Annotated in this window: 3 protein-coding genes and 1 pseudogene; all 4 read right to left on the bottom strand. The window is 66.6% G+C overall.

The genetic code is table 11. The annotated features are described in order from the left end of the window. Window positions 1–915: CobW family GTP-binding protein (locus AC2VOG_RS18395; protein WP_486941271.1), on the bottom strand; the 915-nt coding region annotated here is incomplete at its 3' end. Between the two features lie 4 nt (window positions 916–919). Further along, on the bottom strand, window positions 920–1,399 hold the full coding sequence (locus AC2VOG_RS18390) for a hypothetical protein (RefSeq protein ID WP_486941270.1): 480 nt from the start codon (window positions 1,397–1,399) through the stop codon (window positions 920–922). Between the two features lie 25 nt (window positions 1,400–1,424). After that, window positions 1,425–2,225, bottom strand: coding sequence for a TIGR03621 family F420-dependent LLM class oxidoreductase (locus AC2VOG_RS18385; RefSeq protein ID WP_486941269.1), 801 nt, complete (start codon window positions 2,223–2,225; stop codon window positions 1,425–1,427). A gap of 21 nt (window positions 2,226–2,246) precedes the next feature. Beyond that, window positions 2,247–2,438, bottom strand: a pseudogene (locus AC2VOG_RS18380) (poly-gamma-glutamate hydrolase family protein); the annotation flags it as partial.

The following is a 2,438-nucleotide window of genomic DNA, read 5'->3' as shown; positions in this document are numbered from 1 at the left end:
GGTGTCGAGGTTCATCCCGATCGCGACCAGAAAGTTGGCCGCGGCTTTGGGCGGTGCCTGCGCGAGATGGATCGTCGGGCCGACGAGGTTGACCGCCACGGTGGCCGTACCTCGCCCGTCTCGCATCCGCGCGGCGCCCTTCAGGCGATACACCCCGGCCGGAGGCTCCTCGAGCAGGTCGATCAACGCCCCGGGGTCGACCTCGCCGACGCTGGTCGCGGTCACCGAGTCGGCATGCGCGTGGTCGTGTTCGTGGGCCGCCACGGTCTCCTCGACCAGCAATTCGCGCAAGGACAGTTGGCCCGGTTCATCGTTGGCCCCCGCGACGTCAAACAGCATGCGCGGATCGATCTGCCCGTCTATCGACCCAACGACCGTCGCCCGTGAATTCTGCTTGCGCACGCGTCGTTCGACCCGGTCGACCATGGTGGCCGGGTCGTCGAGCCGGTCGAGCTTGTTGACGACGACGAGGGACGCCGCGCGGTAGCGCGCGGGCAGCACCTCGCCGGTGTCGACGATGTCGAAATGCGTTGTGGCATCGATGACGTCGACCAGGCCGCCGTAACGAAAGCCGGCCACCTTGCTGAAGCCGATGATGCGCGAGACGATGAGCGGATCGGCCAAACCGCTGGCCTCGACGATCACCGCATCGAGCTTGAGCCGCGGGTCGGCCAGCTTGGTCAGCGCGTCGTCGATGCCGCCGTCGTCAGGCAGACAGCAGATGCAGCCGCCGGCGATCGAGACCGGCTCGTCGATCTGCCCGGCCACCAGCATGGCGTCGACGTTGAGTTCACCGAAGTCGTTGATAACGACCCCGATCCGAGCGCCCGGGCTGCGCAGCACGTGGTTGAGCAGCGTCGTCTTGCCGGCACCGAGGTAACCGGTCAGGCAAACGACGGGGACCGCCTTCGCCAGGGCGTTACATCCAGACCAGCAGTCGCGGGCTGCCGGGCGTATCGCGCGGAAAAGTGATCGGCTCGGCGAGGCCGTCAAGTGTGAGACGCACCTCGCCGGCGTCGGCGGACACGGCGACGATGGTGCCGATTGCGTATTGGCGATCGTCGTCCCACTTGACCGTGGCGTACTGCCCGAGGTGTTGCACCGCAAGGTCTTCGGGCGCTACCGCGGTCGGGTCCGGCGGCGGCGGCGCTACCGCCACGTCCAGCTCGCCGCTAACCGGTGCCGGGCCGGCGTCGTCGGCCCATGCGTTCTCGTCGCCGAAGTACTCGCCGTCGTCGCCGTCGTGCTTGAGCCGTCCCAGTGGTGCTGGAACGTCGTCCTCGATCCACAGCTGCCAGCCGGGCGGCGGCGGCGGCCAGGAGGGATCGGGTGACCAGTCCGCGTGCGGGGTCCAGTCCTTGGGGGGCGTTGGCCAGTTCGGGGGAGGGTTGAAACGCATCAATCCACCATACGGAACTGGGCGGTCAATTCAGCTCGGCGATCACTTTGGCGATGGTGTCGACGTGGTTTTCCTGGAAGGTGAACGACGTCAGGCCGTAGTTCTCGCGGTAGCTTCGCAAGGTGTCGGCGATACCGCTCGGCGATCCGCTGAGCACCGACGGCAGGGCCAGCAACTCCTCGTCGGACAGGTCCGTGTAACGACGGGTGAGTGCCAGGTCAGGCCGCTCGGAGCCGCCGGATGGAACAGCGGTGATGGCGAGGTTGAGCTCGAGATCGGCGAACCGTTCGCCCGCGACATTGCGGACGAACTCAACCCGGTCGCCGAGTGAGCTGGCGCCGGTCAAACCGATCATGTCGGCGTGCTGGGCGGCGATGGTCAACAGCCGATTTCCGTTGCCGGCGATCAGAATTGGCACCTTCGGCAGATGCTTCTTCAGGTAGGTTGTGATGTGCTCGAGGTGGTCGACGCGTTCGCCGGCGGTGGGGTATGGCAGCTCAGCGGCTTCGAATTCCTCGCGGACGTAACCGGCGCCGAGTCCCAGGTCGAGTCTGCCGCCGCTGAGTTGGTCGACTTCGCCCGCATCGCGCGCCAGCAGCGCGGGCTTGTAGAACCCGGCGTTGAGCACGTAGGTGCCAAGCCGCACCCGCGATGTCGCCGAGGCGATCGCCGTCAGCACCGGAAAGGGTGCCGGGGCGCCGAGGTGATCAGGCAGGTGCAGGGCATCGAAGCCGATGTCCTCATAACGCTTTACCTTGTCCCGCAACACGGTCAGCGACCCTGCTGCGTGTATGCCCAGCGAAAAGCGTAAGGCGTTTCCGGCCATCGGCCACCTCCGGTCGTGTAGTTATGTCGACTCTAATTTCCAGGACCGAGCCGCGGCCGCCAAACCCTGCACCAGATCGGCGGTCACCGGCGACAATCCATCGTCGCCGGGCAGCGGGCTGCGGGGACTGATGCCCCGGACCCGGATCGGCAACTCCAATTGCATTCCACCGCAACGAGTCTTGTTCACCGGATTCAGCGGATGCAGGCCACG

The organism is Mycobacterium sp. TH-M11, from assembly GCF_057473725.1.
Note: the sequence above shows the minus strand (reverse complement) of the source record. Positions and strands in the feature narration are given on the sequence as shown.